This window comes from Actinophytocola sp., assembly GCF_050699915.1.
In the GTDB taxonomy this organism is placed as follows: Bacteria; Actinomycetota; Actinomycetes; order Mycobacteriales; family Pseudonocardiaceae; genus Actinophytocola.
Genome location: NZ_JBOHGA010000011.1, coordinates 25,661 through 51,175, shown reverse-complemented (window position 1 = coordinate 51,175; position 25,515 = coordinate 25,661). Strand labels below are relative to the sequence as shown.

Below are 25,515 nucleotides of genomic sequence, written 5' to 3'. Positions count from 1 at the left end.
CGCTTGCTTCGCGAGCACCATACGGTTGAGCATTGACAGGTGACCGACCTGCTGTCCGGCATTTTCAACGAGCGCGCGCTCATCGGCGCGATCGGCCTGCTCGTCGTCGGCGGCCTGTTCGCGGTGATCGTCCGGCGGCGCAAGTCGCAGGGTTCGGTCGCCGACGCGGTGCTCGACGCCGTGCAGCGGCTGTCGAAGGCGGCGCCGGCGATGCGCAGCGGGCTCACCGAGGAGGCCGCCGACCAGGCGGTGAAGCACCTGGTGGAGATGCTGAAGTGCGTGGCGATCGGCATCACCGACGAGCGCGGCCGCCTGTTGTCGTGGGACGGCGGCGCGAACGAGCACTACCAACACCTGATCCCGACGATCGACGTGGCGATCCGCAAGGCGCAGCGCGCGGCCATCCCGCACACGAACCTGCCGTGCAACCAGCGTGGTCGTTGTCCGATGCGCACCGCGGTGATCGTCCCGCTGATTCCGGACGGCCAGGTCGAGGGCACGCTGATCGTGGTCGGCGGGGTCAACTCGAAGCGACTCATCCGGGCCGCCGACGAGGTGGCGAAGTTCGTCTCGATCCAGCTGGAGCTCGCGAAGCTCGACGAGTCCAAGCAGGCGCTGGCGAAGGCCGAGGTGCGGATGCTGCGCGCGCAGATCTCGCCGCACTTCCTGTACAACGCGCTGAACTCGATCTCGTCGCTGATCCGCACGGACCCCGAGCGCGCGCGTGACCTGCTGCAGGAGTTCGCGGACTTCACCAGGTACTCGTTCCGCACGTCCGGCCAGTTCACGACGCTGGCCGAGGAGCTGCGCAATATCGACCGCTACCTGACCATCCAGGCCCAGCGCTACGCGGACCGGCTCAACGTGCGGATCAAGATCGCGCCCGAGGTGCTCGGCGTCGTCGTGCCGTTCCTGGTGCTGCAGCCGCTGGTGGAGAACGCCGTGCAGCATGGCCTGTCCCCGAAGCCCGGCGGCGGCACGGTCACGGTGGTCGCGCAGGACAACGGCAACGAGGCCCTGATCAGCGTGGAGGACGACGGCGTCGGCATGGACGCCGACCGCCTGTTCGCCGACCTGCGAGACGCCCACAAGACGGGCTCGCACGTCGGCATCGGCAACATCAACCAACGCATGCGCTCGGTCTTCGGCGACGAGTACGCCCTGATGGCGGAGACCGCCCCGGGCGCGGGCATGAAGGTGATCCTCCGAGTCCCGAAGTTCTTCCCGGGCGTCCGCCCCGACCTCCCCAAGTTCGGCACGGAGGACACGGAGACGACGGGCCCCCAACCCACCATCGGCGGCGGTCAACTGCCAGGAAGGACGCCCTCCGGACACTCAGCGACCTGAAGGACGCCTCCGGGCGGCGGGTGACGGAGAGCAGCACCGAACGAGCCACCGAAACCGAACGCCCGGCTCACGAGCCGGATACCGGAACGCGCCTAGGGTTGGGGTATGAGCGTCACGGACAAGTTGGCGGCCAAGCTGCCCAGAGGCCGAAGCCACACCGGGCCCGTGGTGGCCGTCGTCAAGCTGCACGGGGTCATCACCCCGACGCCCTCCCCGCTGGCCCGCGGCACGATCAACATCAACACGGTCGAGTCGGCGCTGACCAGGGCCTTCGAACACGAGCGCCTCTCGGCTGTGGCGCTCACGATCAACTCGCCGGGCGGGGCGCCGACCCAGTCCGCGCTCGTCGGCGAGCGGGTCAGGGAGCTCGCTGACCGCAAGAAGGTTCCCGTGCTCGCCTTCTGCGAGGACGTCGTGGCGTCCGGCGGCTACTGGCTCGCCTGCGCCGCCGACGAGATCTACGCCCACGCGTCCTCGCTGGTCGGCTCCATCGGCGTGGTCACCGCCGGCTTCGGGCTCGACGGCCTGCTCGAGCGCGTCGGCGTCGAGCGCCGCGTCTACACGGCCGGCGCCCACAAGGTCCGCCTCGACCCCTTCCGTCCCGAGAAGGACGAGGACGTCGAGTGGCTCAAGGGCCTGCAGACCCAGCTGCACGAGCAGTTCGTCGGCTGGGTCAAGCAGCGCCGCGGTGACCGCCTCGACGGCCAGGACGACCTGTTCACCGGCGAGGTCTGGACCGGGGCCAAGGCCGCCGAGCTCGGGCTCGTCGACGGGGTCGGCAACGCGCGGCAGGTGATCGCCGAGCGCTACCCGGACGCGGAGATCACCGTGGCCGAGCCCAAGCGTCCGCTGCTCGCCCGCCTCGGCCTCGGCGGCGCGGCCGCGAGCCTGAGCTCGGCCGACCGTGTCATGGGCGCGCTGCAGGCCCTGGAGGTCCGGGCCACCTGGTCGCGGTTCGGCATGTGAGGCATGTGGCTGACACGGAAACGCTGCTCAGAGTTGTGTCCGACACGCACGATCGGCGCAACGCTCACACGGGCGGGGTAAGCAGGAGGTTGACCATGGACATTTGGTTCTCCCGATCGGCAAGATGCACCTCACCGTGAGTACCTCAGCTAACACCCCCGGTCTCGTCGTCCTGGCCGTTGACGACGAGAAGGACGGGATGGACCTCATGCTCGAACGGCTGGACGCCAACCGGTTCGTGCGCAGAGTCATCCCGGCATTCGATGCCACCGAGGCGCTGCGCCAGCTCGCCGGCGACGACCCCGAGCTGAACGCCCGCCGCAACTCCGGCCGGCCGATCGTCGACGCCGTCTTCTCCGACCTCAAGATGCCCGGCCTCACCGGCATGGAGATGGCCAAGGTCCTGGCCGGCTTCAAGCCGTCCCCGGTGCTGGTCTTCATCACCGGCCACGGCGAGGGCAACGACGCGGTCGAGGCCTTCGAGCTCGGCGCGGTCGACTTCATCCCCAAGCCGTGCGACCAGACCCGCATGGACCGCGCGGTCCAGCGGGTGATCTCGAAGCTACGCGGCGACGGCCTGACCGGCGAGGCGACCGGCGCGCCCGCGGGCCCCGAGCCAAGCGACGAAGAGGTCATCCCGGTCGAGCTCGCCGGCACCACCAAGCTGATCCCGCGCTCGGCGGTCCGCTGGGTCGAGGCGCAGGGCGACTACGCCCGGCTGTTCACCGCCGAGGGCTCGCACCTGGTCCGCATCCCGCTCGCCCAGCTCGAGGAGCGCTGGGAGAAGGCCGGTTTCGTGCGCATCCACCGCTCCTACCTGGTGCCGATCAACCTGATCACCGAGCTGCAGCTCGGCGGCAACGGCTACCACGTGGTGATCGGCGAGGAGGAGCGCAAGCTCCCGGTCAGCCGGCGGCACACCCGTGAACTCAAGGACCGCATCACCCGTCGCGGGGGGGCATGAGTAAACATTCCGCTGGTCCGTCGGACAAGCCCTACAAGGACCCGCCGACCAAACCCCGGCGCAAGCGGGTGGTCCTCGCCGACTCCCGCGCGCCGGTCACCGTCCTGCGCACTGTCGTCGAACTGGAGGAGCAGACCAGCTACGGCGAGGAGCTGGTCACCCAGTTCGTCCGCCACCAACTCCACATCGCCGTCCGGTTCTGGTGCCTGGCGGTCGGCCTGCTGGCGGCCGTGCCGGCGATCTTCTTCCTCGTGCCGCATCTCTCCGAGCTCGACCTCGCCGGCGTCCGGCTACCGTGGTTGATCATCGGCGTACTGCCGTTCCCGTTGTTGTTCGGCGTCGCCTACTGGTACAACCGGGTGGCCGAGCGCCAGGAACAGGCGTTCGTCGCGATGGTGGAGAAGTAGCCAGCTCTCGTTAGGACCCGGGACGTTCGGTGGACGCTAAAGTGTGGGCGCTTGCCGCGGTCCTGCTCGTCACCGTCGCGACCTTCTACATCGGTTTCCGCTCGTCGCGGACGGCCTACACGACGCAGGACTTCCTGGTCGCGCGGCGCACCGTGCGGTCCCGGCGCAACGCCGCCGCGGTGTCCGGCGAGTACCTGTCCGCCGCGTCGTTCCTCGGCGTCGCCGGCCTCGTGCTCAAGGACGGCGCGGACGCGCTGTGGTACCCGGTCGGCTTCACCGCGGGCTACCTCGCGCTGATGCTGTTCGTCGCCGCGCCGCTGCGCCGGTCCGGCGCCTACACGCTGCCCGACTTCTGCGAGGCCCGGCTCGGCTCGCGCGCGCTGCGCGGTCTGGCCGCCGTGTTCGTCGTGTCCATCGGGATCCTCTACGTCGTCCCGCAGCTGCAGGGCGCCGGGCTCGCGCTCGCCAACGTGCTGCCGGTGCCCGGCTGGGTCGGCGCGCTGCTCGTGACAGTCGTGGTCATCTTCAACGTGTTCGGCGGCGGCATGCGCGCGATCACCGTCGTGCAGGCGTTCCAGTACTGGTTCAAGCTGTTCGCGATCGCGGCACCGACGTTCGTGATGTGCGTGCTGTTCATCGGCAACGGCGGCCCGCGCGGCGGCGAGATCACCGGCCTCACCGAGGAGCTGCCGCCCGCGTTCACCAGCGCCACCACACTCCACGTCGAGACCCCGGTGGAGGTACGGGTGGACCACGCGGTGGTGCTGAGCGCGGTCGGCACGGTCGACGGCAACCAGGTGACGGGCACGGTGTACTGGCCGCCCGGCACGCACACCGCCGATGCCGGCACCGAGCTGAACTTCTCCCAGGGCTCGACGGTGCCGGTCGTTGTGGGCTCACCGACCGACAACGCGAGCTGGTTGCGCCCGGCGGCCGGGTCCGGCGACCTGTTCTACACGTACTCGCTGATGCTGGCCCTGTTCCTCGGCACCATGGGCCTGCCGCACGTGCTCGTCCGCTTCTACACCAACCCCGACGGCCGCGCGGCGCGGCGCACCACGCTGCACGTGCTGCTGCTGCTGTCGCTGTTCTATCTGTTCCCGATCCTGATCGGCGCGCTGTCCCGGCTCTACGTGCCGGAGCTGCTGGTGACCGGCCAGACCGACGCGGCCGTCCTGCTGCTGCCGTCGAAGATCGCCCCCGGCCTGCTCGGCGAGATCCTCGGCGCGGTGACGATGGCGGGCGCGTTCGCGGCGTTCATGTCGACGTCGTCCGGCCTCGTGGTGAGCGTGTCCGGCGTGCTGTCGACCGACGTGCTGCGCGGCCGGGTGCGCGACTTCCGCTTCGCCACGGTGATCGCCGGCGGCGCGCCGCTCGCGCTCGCGCTCGTGCTGCGCCCGGCGGACATCACGCTGTCGGTCGGCATGTCGTTCGCGCTGGCCGCGTCCACGTTCTGCCCGGTCCTGCTGCTCGGCGTGTGGTGGCGCAAGCTCACCTGGGTCGGTGCCGCGGCCGGCATGATCGTGGGCGGCGGCCTGGTCCTGGCGTCGTTGGTGCTGAACACGGTCAGCGGGTTCACCGGCGACTGGGCGCCCGCGGTGCTCGGCCAGCCCGCGCTGATCACCGTGCCGATCGCCTTCCTCACGGTGATCCTGGTGAGCAAGGCGACGTCGAGCCACATCCCGGCAGACCTCGCGCAGATCCGGCTGCGCATGCATGCTCCCGACGGGCTCGGTTTCATCCGCGACCGCGCGGTCGCACGGTTCGGCACCGCGGAGGAGCGGGCCCGGCTCGCCGACGGGAGGCATCGCAAGTGAGGTCGCCACTCCAGCTGAGACCGGTGGTCGCCGACGACGGGCGCCGGTTGTGGGCCAACACGATCGGCGCGGGCGAGCCGCTGGTCGTCTGCCACGGCGGACCCGGCATGTGGGACATGTTCGGCGACGCCGCAGCGATGCTCGCCGACCGGCTGAAGGTGATCCGCTGGGACCAGCGGGGCTGCGGGCGTTCGGAGCGGCGCGGGCCGTACTCGATGGCGCGTGCGGCGGCCGACCTCGACGCGGTACGCGCGCACTTCGGGTTGGACCGGTTCGCCCTGCTCGGCCACTCGTGGGGCGCGCAGCTCGCGCTGCGCTACACCCTCGACAACCCCGACCGGGTCGCCAAGCTGGTCTACGTGGCCGGCACCGGGCTCGGCTTCGACTGGCACGAGGAGTACGAGCGCAACCTCGCCGCCCGGCTCGGCCCGAACCTTGCCAGGCTGGACGAGCTGCGTGACCGCGAGCGCAGCGTCGAGCAGGACCGCGACCTGGCGATCTTGCGGTGGTCGGCGGACTTCGCCGACCCGGCGACGGCCGTCGCGCACGCCGAGCGGATGGCGACGCCCTGGCTCGAGGTGAACTACGAGTGCAACGCGGTGATCAACGCCGAGGACCGCCGGACGTGGCGCGAGGCCGAGCTCGTCGAGGCGTGCCGAGAGCTGTCGGTGCCGACGCTGATCATCGACGGCGAGCGGGACCCGCGCCCGCGCCGGGCGGTCGACTCGCTGGCCGACGCGCTGCCGTCGATGACCCGCGTGACGCTGCCCGAGGTGGGCCATGTGCCCTGGCTGGAGGCCCCGGAGGAGTTCCGGAAGGCGCTGGTCGCGTTCGTGTGCAAGCCGTGATGTCGAGGCCGTAGTTCGGGCAAATCCACCGTTACCATTTGTCGCGAGTCCCGGTCGCCGACGATGGGAGCGCTGATGGCGGTGTCCGCCGATCGAGCGCCTGACGTGGCACCGGCGCGGGTTCGCTCGCGGCCGTGGTCGCGCGCGGACCCGATGGCGGTGCTGAGCGCGGCGCGGCACATCGCGGACGAGCTGAAGGACGGCCTCGGCGGCGTCGGCGCGCGGGCCGCGGCGCGCGGGGTGCGCCGGTTGCTGGAGGCGGAGCACGTGGGGCTGGCGGACCTGTCCGGCCGGCCGGTGTGGGCGCCCGCGCCGCCTCCGGCCGAGCACGCCGTGACCGAGCTCGTCGAGAAGGTCCTGCACAGCGAGGCGAAGGGCGGCCGGCCGCCGCTGATGGCGGTGCCGCTGCATGTCCACCACGAGCTCGCCGGGGTGCTGGTCGTGTCGGGCGAGGTACGCCGGTCGGCCGTGCGCGAGGCGGCGGACTGGATCGTCGAGGCGCTGGAGCGGGGTCGGCTGGAGGCGTCGGCGGAGCAGGCCGCGCAGGCGGAGCTGCGGGCGCTGCGCGCGGAGATCTCGCCGCACTTCGTGTACAACGCGCTGACGGTGATCTCCGCGCTGGTGAGCTCGGAGCCGGACCGGTCCCGCGAGCTGATGATCGACTTCGCCGACTACATCCGGTACAGCCTGGCCCGGCACGGCGAGTACACGACGGTCGCGGACGAGTTCCACGCGATCGAGACCTACCTGGCGCTGCAACGCGCGGTCCTCGGCGAGCGGCTGCAGGTGCAGGTCCGGGTGGCCCCCGAGGTGCTGGCGGTGGCGCTGCCGTACCTGGTGCTGCAGCCGCTGGTGGAGAACGCGATCCGGCACGGCATCGAGCCGCGCGCCGGTGCCGGGCACGTGCTGGTGCGCGGCGAGGCCGAGGGCAACGACTGCGTGATCGGCGTCGAGGACGACGGCCTCGGCATGGACCCGGCCCTGGCGGAGGAGATCCTCGCCGGCCGCGGCGGCTCGGACAGTGTTGGTCTGGCCAATGTGGACAGACGGCTGCGCAACGTGTACGGCGCGTGGTACGGCCTGGTGGTGGAGACCGCGCCGGGCGAGGGAACGCGGGTGGTCGTGCGCATCCCGCGGTTCCAGCCTGGGGTGATGCCGGGGTGAGCGGAGCTTGCGGAGCGAACCGTCAGACACAGGGCGACCGCGAGCGGCGTCACCGAGCCTGCGAGGTGGCGTCGTGAGCGGACTGTCGGTGCTCGCGGTGGATGATGTCGCCGCCGCGCTCGACGAGCTGTGCCGGCTGCTGCGCGAGTCGCCGTACGTGTCGGAGGTGTCGGGCGCGGGTGATCCCTTGTCGGCGCTGCGCATGATCCAGAGCGGCCGGTTCGACGCGGTGTTCCTGGACATCTCGATGCCGGGCCTGGACGGCCTGGAGCTGGCGTCGCTGCTGGCGAAGCTGTCGGAGCCGCCGGCGATCGTGTTCGTGACGGCGTACGAGCAACACGCGGTGGCCGCGTTCGGCATCGGGGCGGTGGACTACCTGCTGAAACCGATCCGCGCGGAGCGCCTGGCAGACGCCCTCGCGCGAATCAACCGCGTGCTCCCGACGGTCGGCCCCGCCGCGGAGCCGCCCCCCGACGCGATGGCGGCGCTGCCGGTGGAGAGCGGCGGCCGTACCCGGTACGTCCGACGCGGCGAGGTCCTCTTCGTCGAGGCACACGGGGACTACGTCCGTCTACACGCGACGTCCGGCGTGCATGTCGTTCGCATGCCGATCTCGCGACTCGAGGAGTACTGGGGCCCGGCCGGCTTCGTCCGAGTGCACCGGGGCTTCCTGGTGGCACTGGACGCGGTCCGAGAACTGCGCAGCGACTCGGTGGGCGGCCTACTGGCACACACGGATCTCGGCGACGTCCCGGTGAGCCGCCGCCACGCGAGAGACCTGCGCGAACGCCTACTGGCGGCGGCCCGCAGCGGCGCCCTGGACCGATCTGAGCGGCGCGTCTGATGCCGGGCCACAAACGGGTCGCGGTGATGAGCCCGCAGACCCGACTGGCCCACTCCCGCAGAAGGCTCCGCGGCCGCTGGCGAGTCCCCAAGCTGGACCCAGCAGGCGCCGACAGAGCCGCGGAGCTGTACAAGGCTCAACGCCGCCTGGCGGTCGCCCCGCTGGTCCTGCTCTTCGTGGGCATGCTGGGCCTACCACTGCTCTTCGCGGCGTTCCCGTCCCTGGACGACATCCGCCTGCTGGGCATCCCCGTCTCCTGGCTGGCGCTGGCGGTCCTGCCATACCCGGCCCTGACCCTGCTGTCCTTCTGGCACCTACACAGAGCCGAACAAGCGGAGGACACCCCCCGATGAGGAGTTGTCCACAACCGCCGCACTTGTCCACAGCAACCCGACAACCACGCCTCTTGTCGGCACACGCCGATAGGATGGAGTCACGGGGTGCCCCCGGTGAGGGTGGGGGCGTTTGGTACTTGGGTTCCGCACGCGCGTGTGCGCGCGGGGGCTTTTGCTTGGCTCGGTTGGGGTTGTCCACATGTGAGGGTTGTGGCGGCCGGAGCTGTCAGGCCCCGCAAGTAGGCTGGATCTCGGGGGCCGGAGGCCACCTCGGAACCGAGGCGCAGCGAAGGCAGGTCGAGCGCGCGGAGCAGCCGCGAGTCTGGGCGAACACGACTTGCGTACGAAGCCGAGCCGGTAACTCCGAATCCCGAGCGACCAGGTCGAGCCGCGAGGCAGACGACCGGTGATCATCGCCTTCGCGGTCGCTCCGGTCGTCCTCGTCACCCTCCTCATCGGACTCCGAGGGGTGGCCGCCATGCGCACCACCTCCGACTTCCTCGTCGCGAGCCGAAGAGTCTCCCCACTGCTCAACTCCGCCGCGGTCTCCGGCGAGTACCTCTCGGCGGCCAGCTTCCTCGGCGTCGCCGGCCTGGTCGTCAAGGACGGCATCGGCGCCCTCTGGTACCCGGTCGGCTTCACCGCCGGCTACATCGCCATGCTCGTCCTGGTCGCCGCCCCGATGCGCAGATCCGGCGCCCTCACCGTCCCCGACTTCGCCGAAGCCCGCCTGGCCTCACCGGTCCTCAGACGAACAACGGCCGCCGTCATCCTCGTCATCGGCGGCCTCTACCTGGTCCCGCAGTTCCGCACCGCCGGCCTCGTCCTCGCCGCGGTCAGCAACAGCCCCTACTGGGTCGGCGTCGTCATCGCCGGCACGGGCGTCGCGGTCACCCTCGCCCTCGGCGGCATGCGCGCCGCCACCTACGTCCAGGCCTTCCAGTTCGTCCTCAAGCTCGTCCTCTTCATCGTTCCGGCCATCTGGCTCCTCATCCAGGTCGGCCCGCAGGTCCGCGACGAAGCCGTCCACCCGGTCGAGTTCACCGAGTTCGACCGCGACACCCGCGTCGACTTCCGCGTCGGCACGACCCTGACCTTCCACGAGCCCACCACAGTCCGCATCGGACAAAGCATCGGACAGAGCAGCCAGGTCAGGGCCGGCGAGTGGGACGTCCCCGAAGGCACCACGGTCACCTTCCCGCGCGGCGAGCCGGTTCCAGAGGTCAGCGGCGAGGCCCGGCCCGGCGGCGAGGGCTGGGAACGCCCGCTGCTCGACCTCCAGGACGCCGGCCACCCTCTGCTCGGCACCTGGGCCCTCGTCTTCGCCCTCGCTCTCGGCACCATGGGGCTGCCGCACGTGATCATGCGCTTCCACACCAGCCCCGACGGCCGCGCCGCCCGCCGCACCGCCGCGCTCACCGTCGCCCTGCTCAGCGTCTTCTACCTCTTCCCCGGCATCTACGGCGTCCTCGGCCGAGTCCTCGTCCCGCAGCTCTACCTCTCCGGCGCCACCGACATCGCCGTCGTCGCCCTCCCCGCGCAGGTCGACACCGGTTGGCCCGGGGACACGTTCACCGCCCTGCTCACCGGCGGCGCGTTCGCCGCGTTCCTCGCCACCTCGCTCGGCCTCGTCCTCGTCGTCTCCGGCGCGATCTCCTACGACCTGCTGCCCGGCGGCCTCGGCTGGCTCCGCCTCACGGTGATCGCCGTGTCCGGGGTCGTCGTCCTCCTTGCCCTGCAAGCGATCCGGCTCGACGCGGGCGTGCTCGTCACCTGGGCCTTCACCGTCGCCGCGTCCACCTTCTGCCCGCTGCTCGTGCTCGGCATCTGGTGGTCCCGGCTCACCGTCGCCGGAGCGATGACCGGCGTCCTCGTCGGCCTGTTCGCCTCCAGCGGCGCGATCGCCGGCACCCTGTGGGGCCTGCCGGTCGACGGCTGGCTCGCGATCCTCGTCGCCCAGCCGGCGCCGTGGTCGGTCCCGCTCGCCTTCGCCACGATGATCGTCGTCTCGCTGCGCGGCCGCCCGCCGAGCTGGTCACGGACGGCGATGTTGCGCCTGCATCTCAACGAGGACCGCGCGACGACCCCGGCCGACCGCCTCCGCGCCCTCCGCGACGAGAACGTGACGTAGGCCACTCGACCCGTCATCGGCACCGTTCGTCAGCCGTTCGTCGCACCGGTACGCGGTTTGGCTGCCGGCGATGTCCCCAGCTCGGGGATCTTCATACGTTGGGTTGACCATTCACTCTTGGACATCCGCCAGGAGGCACTGTGAGTAGCACCGACCAGGGTCCGCCTCCCCCATCGGGGCCCGACTGGTCCGAGATCCAACAGAGCGCGGAGTTCACCGAGCTCCGCCGCCGGCTGCGCGGCTTCGTCTTCCCGATGACCGCGGCGTTCCTCGCCTGGTACCTGCTGTACGTGCTCTTGTCCGACTACGCGCACGAGTTCATGAGCACAAAGGTCTTCGGCAACATCAACTTAGGGCTCATCTTCGGCCTGCTGCAGTTCGTGTCCACCTTCGTGATCACCGCGCTCTACGTGCGGCACGCCAACCGCAAGCTCGACCCTGTGTCCGACAAGATCCGGCACGACGTGGAGGGCACCACGACCGATGACGAGGGAGGCGCGCGATGAACCTGGCCCAGGGCGTCGAGGGCAGCAACGCCGCCCTCAACATCAGCATCTTCGCCGTCTTCGTCGTGATCACCCTGGTGATCGTGTTCCGCGCGAGCCGCACCTCGAAGACGGCCGTCGACTACTACGCCGCCGGACACTCGTTCTCCGGCGCCCAGAACGGCATCGCCATCTCCGGTGACTACCTGTCGGCCGCCTCGTTCCTGGGCATCGCCGGGGCGATCGCCGTGTACGGCTACGACGGGTTCCTCTACTCCATCGGCTTCCTGGTGGCCTGGCTGATCGCCCTGCTGCTGGTCGCCGAGCTGCTCCGCAACACCGGCCGCTACACGATGGGCGACGTGCTGAGCTTCCGGATGCGGCAGCGTCCGGTCCGTGCCGCGGCGGCCGTCTCCACGCTCGCCGTTTCGTTCTTCTACCTGCTCGCCCAGATGGCCGGCGCGGGCGGCCTCGTGGCGCTCCTGCTCGGCATCGAGGCCAAGGCGGGCCAGGCGCTCGTGATCGCGGTCGTCGGGATCATCATGATCCTCTACGTGATCATCGGCGGCATGCGCGGCACGACGTGGGTGCAGATCATCAAGGCGACGCTGCTGATCGTCGGCGCGTTCGCGATGACGGTCTGGGTGCTCGGCAAGTTCGGCTTCAACCTGTCGAGCCTGCTGGGCGCGGCGGTCGAGAAGGTCGGCGACGGCGGCGAGGCGCTGCTGAACCCGGGTGCGCAGTACGGCATCAGCGGCACCTCGAGGCTGGACTTCGTGTCCCTGGCGCTCGCCCTGGTCCTCGGCACCGCGGGTCTGCCGCACATCCTGATGCGGTTCTACACCGTGCCCACGGCCAAGGAAGCCCGTCGCTCCGTCGTGTGGGCGATCTGGCTGATCGGCATCTTCTACCTGTTCACCCTGGTGCTCGGCTACGGCGCGGGTGCTCTGGTGGGCGCGGAGACGATCACGGCCGCACCCGGCGGGCAGAACTCGGCCGCGCCGCTGCTCGCGTACGCGCTGGGCGGAACGGTGCTGCTGGGTCTCATCGCCGCGGTGGCGTTCGCGACGATCCTGGCGGTGGTCGCCGGCCTGACGATCACGGCGTCGGCGTCGTTCGCGCACGACATCTACGCGAACGTCATCAAGAAGGGCACCGTCGACGACAAGGCACAGGAGGTGAAGGTCGCCCGCATCACCGCGCTGGTGATCGGCGCCGTGGCGATCGTCGGCGGCATCGTGGCGAGCGGGCAGAACATCGCCTTCCTCGTCGCGCTGGCCTTCGCGGTCGCCGCATCGGCGAACCTGCCGACGATCCTGTACTCGCTGTTCTGGAAGCGGTTCAACACCCAGGGCGCGCTGTGGAGCATCTACGGCGGCCTGACGGTGTGCATCGTGCTGATCGTCTTCTCGCCGGCCGTGTCGGGTGGGGAGAAGGCGATGTTCCCGTCGGTGGACTTCCACTGGTTCCCGCTGGCGAACCCGGGCATCGTGTCGATCCCGGTGGCGTTCCTCCTCGGCTACCTGGGTTCCGTGCTCTCCAAGGAGAGCACCGAGGCCAAGTACGCCGAGATGGAGGTTCGCTCGCTGACCGGCGCGGGCGCGGAGAAGGCGGTCACCCACTAGCGGCGACGGCATGTCGAGCGCGGCCCTCGGTCCCCGGACCGAGGGCCGCACTCGTCAACGGGGGACCAGCGTGTTCTGCCGCGCCGCGACCAGCCAGCGGCCGTCCTCCTTGACCAGCACGTAGAGCGCGTTCATCGAATGGTCCAGCTCCAGCGGCACACCGTCGGCGTCGGTCGCGGTCGCCTCCTTGAACGCCAGCGCCACGTCCGGCCGCAGGAACCGGATGTCGACGACGTCGTAGCGGACGTACTCGCGCGCCAGCGCGCCCGCCATTCCCCTCTCGGCGGCCTCGCGCAGCGCGTCGATGCCGACGACTCGCTTTCCCATCGCGGTGACCACGGATGCGTCCTTGGCGAAGTGCTTGTTCATCAGCACGGGGTCGTTGGTGTTGAAGGCGGTCTGCACATCGGCGACGACCCGCCGGATCGCCGCCTCGTCCTCGGTACTCACTCCTCCACGATGCGACCTCGACCAAGGTCGAGGTCAATGGTCGAGGTCAATGGTCGAGGTCAATAACCGAACGAGAACCGCCGCACCAGCGGGAGCCACTCTCGGTAGACCGCGAGCGAGTCGGGCATCTCGTCGATGCCCGCGAGCCGCCCACACAACGCCTCGACGTCGTCGTCCTCCCGGTACCGGTCCAGCAGCGCCCGCCACGACGTCAGCCCGGACCCCGCCGCCCCGATCCGGGTGAACAGCCCCTCCGCGGCCTCGCCCTCACCGGCGTGCACCGCGAGCAGCACGAGGACGGCGTGCGCCCCGTGCCCCTCGACGAACCGGTCGAGCTCGGGCCCGGACAGCCGTGCCCGCAGCAGCCGGTACAGGTTGATCAGCCGCTTCGTCGCCCGAGGCGACGGCACCAGCGGCGCGAGCGAGCCGAGGAACCCCATCTCCGCATCGGTGATCTCCAGCTGTCGCGGCCGGACGTCCGGGCTCGCCGCCCGCTCGACCGGTTCGGCAGGCGGCTCGACCGGCGCGGCGACGTGCTCGGCGTTCTGCTGGGGGATCTGCTCGGCGGATTGCGACACGGCGGTCGTGGCTGCCCTGCCGGTGCCGGCCAAGGTGCGGATCAGGTCGCCGAACCCGGTGTGGTCCATGGGGGAGAGCTGGAACGGGACCTGGAAGATCTTCTCCAGGTAGTTCGACGGCGACACCTTCATCGCCGCGTAGTGCCGTTCGATCGCCTGCCGCAGCCAGCGCGCGTCCACCCCGACGACGACCACGAACACGGGCAGCGCGACCAGCAGGTGGATCGCCTCGAGCACCTTGACGACGACCTCCGGCGCACACCGGTCCAGGTCGTCGATGTAGAGAACGATCCGCTCCAGCCCGCCGTCGGCCTGCCGCTCCTTGTCGAGGATGACCGCGAACGTCTCCAGGTCCCGGCGCAGCAGGGAGACGACGCCGAGGTGCTGGCGGTAGTCCTCGCTGGCCTTCCGTGACTGCGCGAACGCCGTCGCGTCGTGCCCGGGCGCGAGCTCGGTGACCGCCCGCTCGAGCCGCGACGTCTCCGCGTCGAGGTCGGCGAGCCGCTTGCCGGTGGCGGCCTGCTTGGTCTGCGCGGCGTCGCTGATCCGCCGGGTCGCCTCCCGCACCTTGGTCAACGCCGGCGCGACGGCCGCCACCACGCCGGACACCATGGTCACGACCGCCGGCCACAGTGGACTGTTCAGCAGTACGACGGTACCGACGGCCAGCACGACGCCGGTGCCGAGCAGCACCCAGGCGAGCTGGCTGCGCCGGAAGAACGCCAGCGCCTGCCGCGCCTTGGTCCGAAAGCCGAGAGCGCCGACGGCGAACCGCCGCACGTCCTCGACGGTGGCCTCGTCGACGTCGAGCACCTTGCCCACCCACGCGAGGTCGTCCCGCGTGAGGTCGATCCGGAACGGCTCCCGCTCGAACTGCGCGGCCACCATCATCCGCTCCAGCCGGGCCGCGGACAGCTGTGTGAGCATCGACTTCTCCTGCTGGCGCAAGGCGGCCAGCTCATCCGCGCGGCGCCGCAGCTCGTCCTCGGAGCCTTCGGAGGAGAGGTTGTCGAAGATGTGCGCGGCGAGCGATGCCCAGAGGTTCGCCTCGGCGTAGTGCCAGGCGTTGAACGTGATCTGCCGGACCGCCGAGCAGTAGGAGGAGACCTCCCGCCCGTGCTCGCCGCGGATCTTCTCCTCCTCGGCCGCCGCCCCGGCGAGAGTGTGGACGCGCTTGCGCATCTGCCGCATGAAGAAGCTCTTCCCGGACCCCCAGTTCCCGAACAACCCGATCGAGAGGGGAGGCTTGATCAACCGAGAAGCCACCAGGTCCGCCAGCATCTCCACATCGGGCGTGATCCCCAGCTGATCCACGCCGGCATCAGTGTCCGCGTGGTACCCGGCCAGGTGCCGCACGACCGGCGATGCCGCGACTGCTTCGGCCTCCGGCATGTCGATCTGGATCACCCGATGGCCCTTGCTCGACAGGTCGTCGCGCAGGGCCGGGAGATTCGGGTCCAGGTGGTTCGCGACGCCGACGGCCTCCCGCTTGCCCGCGCCGGTGAGAAAGGCGTCGAGGCGCCCGGTGCGCAGGGCGTCGAGCATCGTGCGCGGCGAGTTGAACCACCAGGTCAGGTCGAGCGAGGGTTGCGGCCCCGAGGGGTCGAGCACCGTGCGCCGCCGGATGCGCCGCAACGCATCGAGAATCGCACCCTCAGTTGTTCGCGCCCGGTCGTAGACGGCGACGATGAGCGGGGATCGTGCGAGTGCCCCCTCGAGTTGCTCTTCAATGGTCAACTCCACCCGCTCACTTTCCCGCAACAGTGCAACCGTCGGGGACACTTCCGCGTAGAAGGGCCGGAGGTGGTCAGGGGTCCGCGTACGCCATGTGCGGCAGCTGGTCCGACGCCGAGGAGATCGCGCTGAACGCGTTCGTGCGCGTCTACGCCGACCTCAGAACCGTCCTGACCAGGGTCTTCCTCGACAGCCGGCGCCGCGGCCGCGCACGAGAACACGCCGTCGCGGAGTTACCCGACCAACCCGCCCCGCCCGACCACAGCTCCCATGAGCGCCTGGCCATGCAGGCCGCGCTCATGGCCGTCCCGCCGGGCCAGCGCGCCGCGCTCCATGCGGTCGCCGACGTGCCCGCGCCGCCGGCCGTCACCACTGTCGAGCAACTGATCCAGCGGGGCCGCCGCCGCGCGCTCGTCCGGCGCGGCGGTCGCGGCCGTGGTCGGCGTCGTCGCCGCCGTCCACGACCACCTCAACCACTACGACACCGTGCCAACCGAGTCGGCACCCACGGAGGTGACCACGACCCAGCTCCCGCCCTCGTCGGCGCCCCGGCGGCGAGCCCGAGATCGGCCTACCGCAGCGAGAGGTCGTCCGGCAGCGGTTCGTCGACTCGACAACGGTGGCTACACCGTCACCAGCGGCCGTGGCCGGTTGCCGTTGGCCGACGAGGGCATCGCCGAGGTCGCGGAGTCGCTCGCCTCGCTCGAATAGTCGCTCGCGACGCTCAGGTGGTCGCCCGCGACGCTCGAGAGGTCGTCCTCGTCCTCCCAGCAGATCTCCAACGGCACGATCCCGCTCCACCGCTCGCACGCCGCCTGCGCGGAGTCGTGCAAGCCGAACAGCGTGCGGCTGGTGGCGGGGTCCTTGCGGTAGATGACCGCCTCGCGATCGTCCTCGGAGACGATCTCGATGCCCCAGGCGAAGATCTGGCTGTCGTCGTCGATCGTCACCAGCGTGAACAGTCGTCCGTACACGGGATCTCCCTTCTCGGTTGGACTTCCAGCGTCCGCGTTTCGAGATCGATCTCAGGACGAAACGGGGTGGAAATCCCAGCATCGACACTGCGACGTGCGACGATGCGGGTACTGGGAGTCACCGGGAGTTGTCGTTGAACACGCACCACAAGGCGCCATTTCTCCGGCGCCGGCTAGGCAGGCGGCTACGCATCATGCGGGAGTCCGCGGGACTGAGTCTGGACCAGGCTGCCGCCAAGCTGGACAAGAAACGTAGTGCCCTGCACCGCCTCGAGACCGGCGTGACGAAGGCCGACGTGCACTTCGTCCGCTCCGCCATGGACGTCTACGACGAGTACGACCCGGACCTACTCGACCAGACCCGCGAGGCCGCCAAGCCCTTGTGGTACCGCGCCTACGGCTTCTCGGACATGGGCTATGTCGACGTCGAGACCTTCGCGGTGACTGTCAAGGAGTTCTCGGGCCTGAACCTGCCGGGCCTGCTCCAGACAGAGGACTATGTCCGCGCCATCCTCGGGCGCCGTCCGCAGCGCACCGAGCGGGATATCGCCAACGGCGTGCAGGTCCGAATGATCCGCCAGCGACGCCTTTTGGCTTCGGAGAACCCCCTCGAACTCGCCGCCATCGTCGATGAGGCATCGCTGCGCCGGGAAGTCGGGGGAGTCGAGGTCATGCGCGCTCAGCTTCGCCACCTCATCGAGGTGTCCGAGCTGCCGACCGTGATGCTCCAGGTTCTCCCGCTCAGCGCGGGCACACACAGCGCCATCAACGGCGCGTTCACTCTCCTGTCGTTCCCGGAGCCGCAGGACCCGGAGTTGCTCTACATCGCGTACCCGACCGGTGCCGTGCACTTCGAGGATGAGAAGGAGGTGCGGGAAGCTAAGGTGGTATTCGAAAGCCTCCGCTCAGAGGCGCTGAGTCCGGCGGACTCACTCGTGCTCATCGAGCGGATCCTCGGTGAGCGATAAGGTAGGCCAAATTGTCCACAGTGGACTTGTCTGGCCTGGTGTGGCGCAAGAGCAGCCGCAGCGGGGACGGCAACAACGACAACTGCCTGGAGGTCGCGTTCGCCGGGACCCTCGTCGCGGTGCGCGACTCCAAGCGGCCTGCCGCCGGCACGCTCGCCTTCCCGGCCGCCGGCTGGGCCCAGCTCACGGGCGTCCTACGGGACGGCGTGGCAGCATCGTCGGTGTGATGCCTTCGCAGGTCCCGAGCGTGACCGTGCCTGATCTTCCGGCCGAGCTGCCGGGGGAGACCGTGCTGCTGGATGTCCGCGAGCAGGACGAGTGGGACGCCGGCCACGCGCCGCACGCCCAACACATCCCGATGAGCGAGCTCGCCGGCCGGCTGGGGGAGCTGCCCGCCGACCAGGAGGTCCTGGTCATCTGCCGCAGCGGCGGCCGGTCGGCGCGCGTCACCGCATACCTGAACGCCAACGGCTGGGACGCCCGCAACGTCGACGGCGGCATGCAGTCCTGGCAGTCCGCCGGCCGCGACCTGGCCTCCGACGAGGGCGAACCGCAGGTCATATGACCAGGTGGGTGGCCACGAGCCCGCGGAGACTGACGAGGCAGCCGCGTCGCCGGCTGCCGTACCTCGGGCCGCCCGCGTACACCGAGAACCCGCGCTGGGGCTTCCCGCCGCTGGCGTGGCGCTGGCCCACGACGGTCCCCGGTGCCCCCGGCGCCGGCCAACCGGTCACGGTCGATCGCGTACGCGCGGTAGGCGGCCACGCGACGGCGATGATGTGGAGCCTGGCCGGTCTGACGCTGACCGCGGCGGGCGGTGAGATCTGGCGCTACGTCCTGCTGCTGAACAGCCGAAACGGCGCCCTGTCCGACCGGGTGGTGGCGACGTCGGACGCCGTCGTGACGATCGCGGCGGTCCTGGCACTGGCCTTCACCGTGTTGGCCGGCACGGTGACCATCTGGTGGCTGCACCTGGCCCGCCACGCGGCCGCCGAGGCCGCCGACCAGTCCCCACCCCGAGGCGACTGGCAGGTACTCGCGTACTTGCTGATCCCAGGCGTCAACCTGGCGATGGCGGGCGTGATCCTGGCGGAGCTGGAACACCACGTGCTGCATCGCCCAGCGGACGAACGCCCCACCCCAACCCGAGCGACGAAGATCTGGTGGACCGTCTGGGTCGCGGCCGGCCTGATGTTCGCGACGACGCTGATCTGGCACTACCGCAACGGAGTACAGGCCCAGGCGGACGGCGTGATCCTGAGCGCGCTGACCGACCTGACCGCGACGGCGGTAGCGGTCCTGACGGCCCTGACCGTGCGCCGTATCTCCACACTCCTGGCCCCGGTGGACCCGAGGCGCCTGCGTCACCTCCGCGTCCTGCGCGTACACAACGCCCCAACCCCACCGCTACGCCAAACCCGAGCCACCCACTCCCGCCGCTGACCGCGTCGCGGAGTGGGTTCAGGGCTGTGTCGGGCTCGGTGGGAGCATCGCGGATATGGCGAGGGCTCGAATGACTGCGCAGACCAAGATCTTCCGGATCGAGATCGTGCTGGCCGATGCCGATCCGGTGGTGCGGCGGGTGGTCGAGGTCCCGGGCGAGGCGAGTCTGGCGGTCCTGCACGAGGTCGTGCAGGACGCGATGGGCTGGGAGCATGCGCACCTGCACGAGTTCGATGTCGACGGCGCCCGCTTTGGGCTGCCGGATCCGGAGTGGGACGCCGCGGTGGCCGACGAGTCGAAGGTGACGCTGTCCGGGCTGCTCGAGACCGGTGACCAGGTGAACTACTGGTACGACTTCGGCGACGACTGGCACCATCGCCTGGTTGTCGAGGAGGTCACCGCTCCCGAGGCGGGGGTGCGCTATCCGCGTTGCGTCGCCGGTCAGGGTGCGTGTCCACCCGAGGACGTCGGCGGCGTCTTCGGTTTCGAGGAGTTCGTCGAGGCTCTCGCGGATCCGGCTCATCCCGAGCACGCCGATCGGGTCGAGTGGTGGGGCTCGGACCGGTTCGACCCGCACCGGTTCGACCTCGACTCCACCGATCGCGCTCTGGAAAGGCTGGCCTGGACTCCACTCCCGGCAGCGGGAGCCTGACCCGATAGGGGTCCGTCGAGTTGTCCACAGCCCGCCCGCGACCGGCCAAAACTGTCAGTCCTCGCCGGTAAAGTGGAAATCGGGGGGCCCCCGCGTCAGGTCGTCACCGGCAGAGTGTGCAGTCCCCGGATAACGAACTCCTCGCGCCGCGAAGGCTCTGCCGCCAACCGCAACCCCGGCAGCCGCGCCACCAAAGCCGAAAGCGCCGCCTCGACCTCCACCCGCGCCAGCGGCGCACCGACGCAGTAGTGGATCCCCGCGCCGAACCCGAGATGCGGGTTGGGCGAACGGCCCACGTCGAACCGGTCCGGCGACGGGAACACCAGCGGATCCCGCGCCGCGGAACCGAGCAGCGCCGCGATCTTGTCCCCGGGCGACAGGCGATAGCCGGCGACGACCGTCGGCGACACGGCCGTGCGCTCGAACAGCTGTAGCGGCGCGTCGAACCTGATCATCTCCTCGACGGCTGACGGCACCAAGGAAGGCGACTCCACCAGCCGCGACCACTCCGCCGGATTCCGCAACAACGCCAGCATCCCGTTCCCGATGACGTTCACCGTCGCCTCGTGGCCAGCCATCAACAACAGCACTGCCGTCCCGACCAGCTCGTCATCGGACAAACGATCAGTACCATCGCGGACCGACACCAGATCGCTGACCAGGTCCGACCCCGGCGACACCGCGCGTGAACGGGCCAGCGACCGCAGGTATTCGACGAACTCCCCGGCCGCCGACTCCGCCGCCGCGGCCCGGTCCGGCGAAAGGCCGTACTCGTACATCTTCACGATCGCGTTCGACCACGGCTGCAGCTTCGGCCGGTCCGCCGCCGGCACGCCGAGCAGCTCCGCGATCACCTCGATCGGCAGCGGGGCCGCCACATGTGCGAGCAGGTCGGCCGAACCGAGAGCGGTGATCTCGGCGGAGAGCGATGCCACCAAACGAGAAGCGACGGACCGGACCCACGGCGTCAGCCGCGCGGTATGCCCACGCGCGAACGCCGTCGAGATCAGCCGCCGCAGCCGGGTGTGCCGCGGCGGCTCGCTCTCCAGCAGCGAGTTCCGGTGCAGCAGGTTGAACGCGGCGAACGAGGAGGCCGGCTCCTTGTCCCGCCACAACCGCCCGGCGCAGCGGTCGCGCAGCACCGCCGAGCACGCGGCATGCGACACCGCCACCGCGAGCCCCATCTCCGAGTGCCAGTGCACCTCGCCGGCAGAACGCAGCGAGGCGAACGCCGGATACGGGTCGGCGAGAAACGCCGGATCGCGCGCATCGAACACGAGGCGAACGGTAACCCGGATATGCGATGATCCGCGCCGTGCAGCCCGCCGTCGTCGCACACCGGGGAGCCTCCGCACACAAGGCGGAGCACACGGTCGCCGCCTACGCACTCGCGCTCGAACAGGGCGCCGACGGTCTCGAGTGCGACATCCGCCTCACCCGCGACGGCCATCTCGTCTGCGTCCACGACAGAACGGTCAACCGCACGTCCACCGGCCGCGGCGTGGTCAGCACGCTCACGCTCGACCGACTGTCCGAACTGGACTACGGGAGCTGGCGCCCGGAGCTCCCGGAGCACGCCGACGACCTCGTGCGCCAGCCCGTGTGGACACCCGACCCGAACGACCGCGGTGTGCTGACCCTGGAGTCGCTGCTCGACCTGGTCGCCGACTCGTCCGGGACGAAGCTGTTCATCGAGACCAAGCACCCGGTCCGGTACGGCGGCCTCGTGGAGATGAAGCTGATCGCCCTGCTCCGCCGCTACGGCATGGCCGCACCGAAGTCCAAAGAGGACTCTCGGGTCGTGACGATGTCCTTCTCCGCGATGGCCGTCCGCCGCATCCGCCAGCACTCGCCGACCCTGCCGACCGTCCTGCTCCTGGACTCCCTGTCGCCGCTGCGCTGGGACGGCACGCTGCCCCGCTTCGCCGACTACACCGGCCCCGGCATCCACCTGCTCCGCGACGACCCCGACTACGTCGCCCGCGCCGCCGCCTTCGGCAACGAGACCTACACCTGGACCGTCGACGACCCGCAAGACGTCGAGCTCTGCCGCCGCCTCGGCGTGCGCTTCGTGGCCACCAACGCCCCGGCCACCACCCGCACGCTGCTGAGCCGGTGATCGAGCCGGTGATCACAGCGGCGCTGCGGCGCAACGTCGTCGGCGCGTGGGGCGCCGACGGCGAGCGCTGGCTCGCGGACCTCCCGCGCGTGCTGGCCGGCATCGCCGACGACTGGGGCCTCGCCGTCGGTCCCGCGTACGACCTCTCCTACCACTACGTCGCGGCCGTGACCTGCGACGACGGCACCCCTGCGGTGCTCAAGCTGGGCGTGCCGTCCGGCAGTTCGCTGGCCGAGGAGACCCCCGCCCTCCGCGCGTTCGCGGGCCGGGGCGCCGTCCGGCTGCTGCGCGACGACCTCACCCGCGGCGCGCTGCTGCTGGAACGCGCCGAGCCAGGCGAGCGCCTGCGCGACCTGGTGCCGGCCCGCGACACCGAGGCGATGTCCGTGGCAGCGGCGGTCATGCGCCGGCTCGCGATCCCGCCCGACCGAGCCCTGCCCGAACTGGTGAACCAGGCCGACGCGTTCGACGAGTACCTCGCCCGCCTCGGCGAGAACGGCCCGCTGCCCGCCGACCTCGTGGAAAGGGCCGGCGGGCTGATGCGCGAGCTGTGCGCCTCGGCGCCCGACCGCGTCGTGCTGCACGGCGACCTGCACCACGACAACATCCTGCGCGCGACCCGCGAACCGTGGCTCGCGATCGATCCGCACGGTCTGGTCGGCGACCCCGGGTACGAAACGACATCACTGCTCTTCAACCCCGACCCGGCCGACCGCGACGAGACCCTCACCGCGCTGGTCCCGGCACGCGTCGAGCAGCTGGCAGACGAGCTGGACATGCCCCTCGACAGAGTGGTCGCGTGGGGGTTCGTGAAGGCGGTGCTGTCGGACGTGTGGTCGGCCGAGGAGTGGACGCCGGGCGCGCCGTCGCCGGTCAGCCGCGCGCTGGACGTCGCCCGCCTGCTGGCGCCCCGCCTGCCCGCGTAGCCCACGGTTCGGTAGCGTCCATGGCCATGGCCAAGCGATCCGCCGTGAAGCAGCGCAACACCGATGGCCCCAACCCGCGCCAGCCCTGCCCCTGCGGCTCGGGCAAGCGGTACAAGGCGTGCCACGGCAGCTCGAGCGGTCCGGTGGAGCTGCCGGTCGCCCGGCCGCTGGCTGGCCTGGCCGGTGAGTGCGAGCTGGTCGCGCTGCGCGAGTTCGTGCCGTCGGCCACCGCGCCGCTGAAGCTCGTGAAGCCGGCCGAGCGCGAGGTCACGCTGGCCACCGTGCTGCCGCTGGCGTCCGCCGCGCTGATCCGCGCGGACGGGACGGCGCTGATCGGCATGCAGGTGCAGACCCGGTCAAGCGACGTCAGCCGCGACATGGCCCGGGCGCTGCGCTGGGCACTGGAGGCCGAGGCCGGCGCCGTGCTGCCGGTGGTCGGCCCGGAGACCGACGAGTCGGCCGAGCGTGAGCGGTGGCAGGACATGGTCGACGTCGACCAGGTGCTCGAACCCGAGGTGCACAAGGACTTCTCCTGGTGGATGCCCGAGGGCGAGGAGCCGGTAGGCGAGGTGGCGCTGTCGCTGGAGCGCGCGAACGCCGCGATCATGCCGACCGAGCGGATCGGCCCGGCCGCCTACTGGGTCGAGGCAGGCGACCGCTGCCACCTGCGCTGGGTCCGCCCCGAGCCGGAGGAGCAGCTGCTGCTGGCGATGGCCCGGCTGGCCGCCGCGGGCGAGCTCGGCCTCGGCGATGGCTCCCGGTACGCCGGCTGCTTCCGCGCGCACGGCGTGCTGGTCCCGGTGTGGGACCTCGACGGCGAGAAGCACGCCCGCGAGTGGACCGAGCCGGCCGAGCAGCTGGGCGACCGGCTCACCGAGGCGCTGTCCTCGCTGGAGAAGAAGCCGCTCACGGGCGACGAGCGGCGGGCGCGCGACGGGCTCGTCGGCCGCCAGGTCACCATCCGCTGAGATGATCCTGCACATCGCCACCCGCGGCGCGTGGGTGCCCGGCGAGCCGTACCGGGTGGACTCGCTGGACACCGAGGGCTTCATCCACTGCTCGGACTTCGGCACCGCGCACCTGCCCGCCAACCGGATGTTCGCCGGGCGCACCGACCTGGTCCTGCTGGAGGTCGACCCGGCACGGCTCGACGTGCCGCTGCGCTGGGAGCCGGGCTCCCCACCCGACCCGAACGGCGTCTGGTTCCCGCACGTCTACGGTCCGATCCCGGCCGCGGCCGTGGTCGCGACCCACGACTTCCCGCCGGCCGAAGACGGCCGGTTCGAGCTCCCGGCCCACCTCGCCGCCAGGTAACGATCCGTCTCCCTGCGTGCCCCGCGCGATCCGGGGGCAACCCGGGGGCAACCCCGAACGCCTCCCCAGCGTGCTCGATCTGTCGGGCGTGACTGGGGAAGGGGTCGAAGAGGGGTGGACGGATTCGGCGAGTTCGTCCGGGAGGCGCTACCCGGACTGTTGAGATACGGGCACCTGCTCACCGGTAACCCGCACGACGCGGCGGACCTGGTGCAGACGGTGCTGGAGAAGGTCGGCGCGCGTTGGTCGTCGGTCGTGCGCAAGTCCGGCGACCCGGTGGCGTACACGCGCCGGGCCATGGCGAACAGCCACATCAGCCGGTGGCGGCGCTCGCGGCACGAGCAGCCGATCGCGGACGTCCCGGACGTGCGGTTCGTCGCCGACCGGGATCCCTTCGAGCACGAGCCGCTGTGGGCGGTGTTGCGGGAACTGCCGCCGCGGCAGCGGGCCGTGGTGGTGCTGCGGTACTACGAGGACCTCTCCGAGCAGGAGATCGCGGCTGTCTTGGGGATCAGCCGCGGCACTGTGAAGAGTCAGGCGAGCAAAGCGATGGCCACCCTGCGCGGCAGGTTGGGCGTCGCGATGGCGAGGGATGGATCATGAACGTCGACGACGAGCTGCGGAGGCTGTTCCACGACGACCGGCTGGACGTCGCCGTCCGCCCGGACGCCGAGCAGCTGATCGTGGCCGGGGCACGCCGGGTGCGGCGCCGCCGGTTCGCGACGGCGACGGCCGGTGCAGTCGCGGTGGCCGTGGTGCTGGTCGGTGGCGGTATCGCGCTGGCCGGTACCGGTGCGCAGGAGTCGCTGCCACCGGCGGTGTCGACCACGACACCGCCGCCGACCATCAGCGACGCGCCGGTCACGACGACCGAACCGCCCGCGGTCAGGAAGAAGTCAGCGAACACGGCCAAGACCCCGCCGCCGGCGACGGAGGCCGGGGAGAAGTCGGAGACGACATCGTCGAAGCCGCCGCCGGCATACTCGCTCGACACGATCCTGCCGCGCAACTTCGGCCCGCTGTGGCTGGAGATGAGCGAGCAGAAGGCGCTGGCCACCGGGCTGCTGGGCGCGGTCGAGGGGACCGACGGCAAGTGCACCCGGTACACCGGCACCTTCGGCGGTCATGTGCTCGTCTCGGCGAACCTCGGCATCGTCCGCATCGGTGTGACCGCACCGGTCGCCACGCCGGAAGGCATCCACATCAGCAGCACGGTGGGCGACGTCCGGACGGCCTACCCGGTGGTCACCGACTACCGGATGGGCCTGAAGACGCAGACGTTCTCGTTCATCATCGGCGGTCCGGGTGACTACTACACACCGTGGCCGGACACGAGCCCGGTCGAGCGCATCGACATCGACATGACGAGCGACTGCGCGAACGCGCTCTGAGGCGGAGAGCCCGCGGCCCGGCCGAACACGGCC

General features: G+C 70.7%; 28 protein-coding genes. 23 read left to right on the top strand and 5 right to left on the bottom strand.

What is annotated here, in order from left to right:
- Positions 1–39: 39 nt before the first annotated feature.
- From ACRDSK_RS03765 to ACRDSK_RS03710, 12 genes are all read left to right on the top strand, one after another.
- Positions 40–1,347 carry a histidine kinase gene (locus tag ACRDSK_RS03765; RefSeq protein WP_431438455.1) on the top strand — a complete coding sequence of 436 codons (1,308 nt, stop codon included), beginning with the start codon at positions 40–42 and terminating at the stop codon, positions 1,345–1,347.
- 105 nt (positions 1,348–1,452) lie between these two features.
- Positions 1,453–2,313 (top strand): S49 family peptidase, encoded by an 861-nt coding sequence (locus tag ACRDSK_RS03760; RefSeq protein WP_431438454.1) that lies wholly within the window; start codon positions 1,453–1,455, stop codon positions 2,311–2,313.
- 124 nt (positions 2,314–2,437) lie between these two features.
- Positions 2,438–3,277, top strand: a complete 840-nt coding sequence (locus ACRDSK_RS03755; protein ID WP_431438467.1) for a LytR/AlgR family response regulator transcription factor — start codon at positions 2,438–2,440, stop codon at positions 3,275–3,277.
- Positions 3,274–3,684 carry a hypothetical protein gene (locus ACRDSK_RS03750; protein WP_431438453.1) on the top strand — a complete coding sequence of 137 codons (411 nt, stop codon included), beginning with the start codon at positions 3,274–3,276 and terminating at the stop codon, positions 3,682–3,684. The genes ACRDSK_RS03755 and ACRDSK_RS03750 overlap by 4 nt, the downstream gene beginning before the upstream one ends.
- Before the next feature lie 29 nt (positions 3,685–3,713).
- The gene (locus ACRDSK_RS03745) at positions 3,714–5,501 is read left to right on the top strand and encodes a cation acetate symporter (protein WP_431438452.1); all 1,788 of its coding nucleotides are present in this window, start codon (positions 3,714–3,716) and stop codon (positions 5,499–5,501) included.
- A complete protein-coding gene (locus tag ACRDSK_RS03740; RefSeq protein WP_431438451.1) occupies positions 5,498–6,349 on the top strand; it encodes an alpha/beta fold hydrolase in 852 nt (283 codons plus the stop codon). Before ACRDSK_RS03745 ends, ACRDSK_RS03740 begins: the two co-directional genes overlap by 4 nt.
- Before the next feature lie 75 nt (positions 6,350–6,424).
- The gene (locus ACRDSK_RS03735) at positions 6,425–7,513 is read left to right on the top strand and encodes a sensor histidine kinase (RefSeq protein ID WP_431438450.1); all 1,089 of its coding nucleotides are present in this window, start codon (positions 6,425–6,427) and stop codon (positions 7,511–7,513) included.
- A 73-nt stretch (positions 7,514–7,586) separates the two neighbouring features.
- Positions 7,587–8,357: a LytR/AlgR family response regulator transcription factor gene (locus tag ACRDSK_RS03730; protein WP_431438449.1), complete on the top strand. Its 771-nt coding sequence runs from the start codon at positions 7,587–7,589 to the stop codon at positions 8,355–8,357.
- Positions 8,357–8,710, top strand: a complete 354-nt coding sequence (locus tag ACRDSK_RS03725; protein WP_431438448.1) for a hypothetical protein — start codon at positions 8,357–8,359, stop codon at positions 8,708–8,710. The genes ACRDSK_RS03730 and ACRDSK_RS03725 overlap by 1 nt, the downstream gene beginning before the upstream one ends.
- A gap of 388 nt (positions 8,711–9,098) precedes the next feature.
- Positions 9,099–10,823: a cation acetate symporter gene (locus tag ACRDSK_RS03720; RefSeq protein WP_431438447.1), complete on the top strand. Its 1,725-nt coding sequence runs from the start codon at positions 9,099–9,101 to the stop codon at positions 10,821–10,823.
- A gap of 140 nt (positions 10,824–10,963) precedes the next feature.
- Positions 10,964–11,329: a DUF485 domain-containing protein gene (locus tag ACRDSK_RS03715; RefSeq protein ID WP_431438446.1), complete on the top strand. Its 366-nt coding sequence runs from the start codon at positions 10,964–10,966 to the stop codon at positions 11,327–11,329.
- Positions 11,326–12,933, top strand: coding sequence for a solute symporter family protein (locus tag ACRDSK_RS03710; protein ID WP_431438445.1), 1,608 nt, complete (start codon positions 11,326–11,328; stop codon positions 12,931–12,933). Before ACRDSK_RS03715 ends, ACRDSK_RS03710 begins: the two co-directional genes overlap by 4 nt.
- 54 nt (positions 12,934–12,987) lie before the next feature.
- Here ACRDSK_RS03710 and ACRDSK_RS03705 read toward each other — a convergent pair whose 3' ends face one another.
- From ACRDSK_RS03705 to ACRDSK_RS03690, 4 genes are all read right to left on the bottom strand, one after another.
- Positions 12,988–13,383 carry an SgcJ/EcaC family oxidoreductase gene (locus tag ACRDSK_RS03705; RefSeq protein ID WP_431438444.1) on the bottom strand — a complete coding sequence of 132 codons (396 nt, stop codon included), beginning with the start codon at positions 13,381–13,383 and terminating at the stop codon, positions 12,988–12,990.
- Between the two features lie 59 nt (positions 13,384–13,442).
- Complete coding sequence (locus tag ACRDSK_RS03700; RefSeq protein ID WP_431438443.1) at positions 13,443–15,596, bottom strand: P-loop NTPase fold protein; 2,154 nt, start codon at positions 15,594–15,596, stop codon at positions 13,443–13,445.
- Between the two features lie 332 nt (positions 15,597–15,928).
- Positions 15,929–16,168 (bottom strand): hypothetical protein, encoded by a 240-nt coding sequence (locus ACRDSK_RS03695; protein WP_431438442.1) that lies wholly within the window; start codon positions 16,166–16,168, stop codon positions 15,929–15,931.
- A gap of 150 nt (positions 16,169–16,318) precedes the next feature.
- A complete protein-coding gene (locus ACRDSK_RS03690) occupies positions 16,319–16,669 on the bottom strand; it encodes a hypothetical protein (RefSeq protein WP_431438441.1) in 351 nt (116 codons plus the stop codon).
- 128 nt (positions 16,670–16,797) lie between these two features.
- On the opposite strand from ACRDSK_RS03690, the gene ACRDSK_RS03685 reads away from it, so the two are divergent.
- From ACRDSK_RS03685 to ACRDSK_RS03665, 5 genes are all read left to right on the top strand, one after another.
- Positions 16,798–17,637, top strand: a complete 840-nt coding sequence (locus ACRDSK_RS03685) for a helix-turn-helix domain-containing protein (RefSeq protein WP_431438466.1) — start codon at positions 16,798–16,800, stop codon at positions 17,635–17,637.
- Positions 17,638–17,657: 20 nt separating this feature from the next.
- Positions 17,658–17,864 (top strand): DUF397 domain-containing protein, encoded by a 207-nt coding sequence (locus tag ACRDSK_RS03680; RefSeq protein ID WP_431438440.1) that lies wholly within the window; start codon positions 17,658–17,660, stop codon positions 17,862–17,864.
- Positions 17,864–18,202 carry a rhodanese-like domain-containing protein gene (locus ACRDSK_RS03675; RefSeq protein ID WP_431438439.1) on the top strand — a complete coding sequence of 113 codons (339 nt, stop codon included), beginning with the start codon at positions 17,864–17,866 and terminating at the stop codon, positions 18,200–18,202. The genes ACRDSK_RS03680 and ACRDSK_RS03675 overlap by 1 nt, the downstream gene beginning before the upstream one ends.
- The gene (locus tag ACRDSK_RS03670; RefSeq protein ID WP_431438438.1) at positions 18,199–19,080 is read left to right on the top strand and encodes a DUF4328 domain-containing protein; all 882 of its coding nucleotides are present in this window, start codon (positions 18,199–18,201) and stop codon (positions 19,078–19,080) included. Before ACRDSK_RS03675 ends, ACRDSK_RS03670 begins: the two co-directional genes overlap by 4 nt.
- 70 nt (positions 19,081–19,150) lie before the next feature.
- Positions 19,151–19,732 (top strand): plasmid pRiA4b ORF-3 family protein, encoded by a 582-nt coding sequence (locus ACRDSK_RS03665; protein WP_431438437.1) that lies wholly within the window; start codon positions 19,151–19,153, stop codon positions 19,730–19,732.
- A 95-nt stretch (positions 19,733–19,827) separates the two neighbouring features.
- Here the strand turns inward: ACRDSK_RS03665 and ACRDSK_RS03660 are convergent, their stop codons facing one another.
- Positions 19,828–21,009, bottom strand: coding sequence for a cytochrome P450 (locus ACRDSK_RS03660; RefSeq protein WP_431438436.1), 1,182 nt, complete (start codon positions 21,007–21,009; stop codon positions 19,828–19,830).
- Between the two features lie 26 nt (positions 21,010–21,035).
- Between ACRDSK_RS03660 and ACRDSK_RS03655 the strand changes: the two genes are divergently transcribed.
- The 6 genes from ACRDSK_RS03655 to ACRDSK_RS03630 all read left to right on the top strand — a co-directional run bounded on the left by ACRDSK_RS03655 (position 21,036) and on the right by ACRDSK_RS03630 (position 25,482).
- Positions 21,036–21,851 (top strand): glycerophosphodiester phosphodiesterase family protein, encoded by an 816-nt coding sequence (locus ACRDSK_RS03655; protein WP_431438435.1) that lies wholly within the window; start codon positions 21,036–21,038, stop codon positions 21,849–21,851.
- Positions 21,848–22,777, top strand: coding sequence for an aminoglycoside phosphotransferase family protein (locus ACRDSK_RS03650; protein ID WP_431438434.1), 930 nt, complete (start codon positions 21,848–21,850; stop codon positions 22,775–22,777). The genes ACRDSK_RS03655 and ACRDSK_RS03650 overlap by 4 nt, the downstream gene beginning before the upstream one ends.
- Before the next feature lie 26 nt (positions 22,778–22,803).
- Complete coding sequence (locus tag ACRDSK_RS03645) at positions 22,804–23,745, top strand: DUF5926 family protein (RefSeq protein WP_431438433.1); 942 nt, start codon at positions 22,804–22,806, stop codon at positions 23,743–23,745.
- A 1-nt stretch (position 23,746) separates the two neighbouring features.
- Positions 23,747–24,091, top strand: coding sequence for a DUF952 domain-containing protein (locus ACRDSK_RS03640; RefSeq protein WP_431438432.1), 345 nt, complete (start codon positions 23,747–23,749; stop codon positions 24,089–24,091).
- A 114-nt stretch (positions 24,092–24,205) separates the two neighbouring features.
- Positions 24,206–24,694 carry a SigE family RNA polymerase sigma factor gene (locus ACRDSK_RS03635; RefSeq protein WP_431438431.1) on the top strand — a complete coding sequence of 163 codons (489 nt, stop codon included), beginning with the start codon at positions 24,206–24,208 and terminating at the stop codon, positions 24,692–24,694.
- Positions 24,691–25,482, top strand: a complete 792-nt coding sequence (locus tag ACRDSK_RS03630) for a hypothetical protein (RefSeq protein WP_431438430.1) — start codon at positions 24,691–24,693, stop codon at positions 25,480–25,482. Before ACRDSK_RS03635 ends, ACRDSK_RS03630 begins: the two co-directional genes overlap by 4 nt.
- Positions 25,483–25,515 lie beyond the last annotated feature (33 nt).

Bases quoted from the DNA above. Each gene is read 5' to 3' on its own strand.
- ACRDSK_RS03710 (WP_431438445.1), top strand. From the start codon at position 11,326: ATGAACCTGGCCCAGGGCGTCGAGGGCAGCAACGCCGCCCTCAACATC.
- ACRDSK_RS03665 (WP_431438437.1), top strand. From the start codon at position 19,151: ATGACTGCGCAGACCAAGATCTTCCGGATCGAGATCGTGCTGGCCGAT.
- ACRDSK_RS03655 (WP_431438435.1), top strand. From the start codon at position 21,036: ATGATCCGCGCCGTGCAGCCCGCCGTCGTCGCACACCGGGGAGCCTCC.
- ACRDSK_RS03630 (WP_431438430.1), top strand. From the start codon at position 24,691: ATGAACGTCGACGACGAGCTGCGGAGGCTGTTCCACGACGACCGGCTG.
- ACRDSK_RS03670 (WP_431438438.1), top strand. From the start codon at position 18,199: ATGACCAGGTGGGTGGCCACGAGCCCGCGGAGACTGACGAGGCAGCCG.
- ACRDSK_RS03645 (WP_431438433.1), top strand. From the start codon at position 22,804: ATGGCCAAGCGATCCGCCGTGAAGCAGCGCAACACCGATGGCCCCAAC.
- ACRDSK_RS03760 (WP_431438454.1), top strand. From the start codon at position 1,453: ATGAGCGTCACGGACAAGTTGGCGGCCAAGCTGCCCAGAGGCCGAAGC.
- ACRDSK_RS03725 (WP_431438448.1), top strand. From the start codon at position 8,357: ATGCCGGGCCACAAACGGGTCGCGGTGATGAGCCCGCAGACCCGACTG.
- ACRDSK_RS03640 (WP_431438432.1), top strand. From the start codon at position 23,747: ATGATCCTGCACATCGCCACCCGCGGCGCGTGGGTGCCCGGCGAGCCG.
- ACRDSK_RS03750 (WP_431438453.1), top strand. From the start codon at position 3,274: ATGAGTAAACATTCCGCTGGTCCGTCGGACAAGCCCTACAAGGACCCG.
- ACRDSK_RS03735 (WP_431438450.1), top strand. From the start codon at position 6,425: ATGGCGGTGTCCGCCGATCGAGCGCCTGACGTGGCACCGGCGCGGGTT.
- ACRDSK_RS03755 (WP_431438467.1), top strand. From the start codon at position 2,438: ATGCACCTCACCGTGAGTACCTCAGCTAACACCCCCGGTCTCGTCGTC.
- ACRDSK_RS03675 (WP_431438439.1), top strand. From the start codon at position 17,864: ATGCCTTCGCAGGTCCCGAGCGTGACCGTGCCTGATCTTCCGGCCGAG.